At 49.1% G+C, this 287-nt stretch carries 1 protein-coding gene; it reads right to left on the reverse strand.

The features are described 5' to 3' along the window. A partial coding sequence (locus LZP69_RS16175) for a methyltransferase domain-containing protein (RefSeq protein WP_234201719.1) occupies positions 1-272 on the reverse strand: 272 nt, incomplete at its 3' end. Positions 273-287 lie beyond the last annotated feature (15 nt).

The following is a 287-nucleotide window of genomic DNA, read 5'->3' on the forward strand; positions in this document are numbered from 1 at the left end:
TCCGGATAGGTCAAGGTAATATATTCCATATCCATCACCGGCGTAGAGAAACCATTGTGCACCAGCAGATCGCCGATATCATGCATGTCGATAAAGCGGTTTACGTGACTGAACGCATCCACTTGCGCAAAAGACTGGCGTAGTTCCTTCAGCGTATCCGGGCCAAAGGTGCTAAACATCACCAGACCATCGGTACGCAAAATGCGATGCATCTCGGCAAACGTGTGCTCCAGATCATTACACCATTGCAGCGCAAGGTTAGACCATACCATGCCGACACTTTCATT

The sequence above is a fragment of the Shewanella sp. AS1 genome (genome assembly GCF_021412565.1).
Taxonomy (GTDB): Bacteria; Pseudomonadota; Gammaproteobacteria; order Enterobacterales; family Shewanellaceae; genus Shewanella.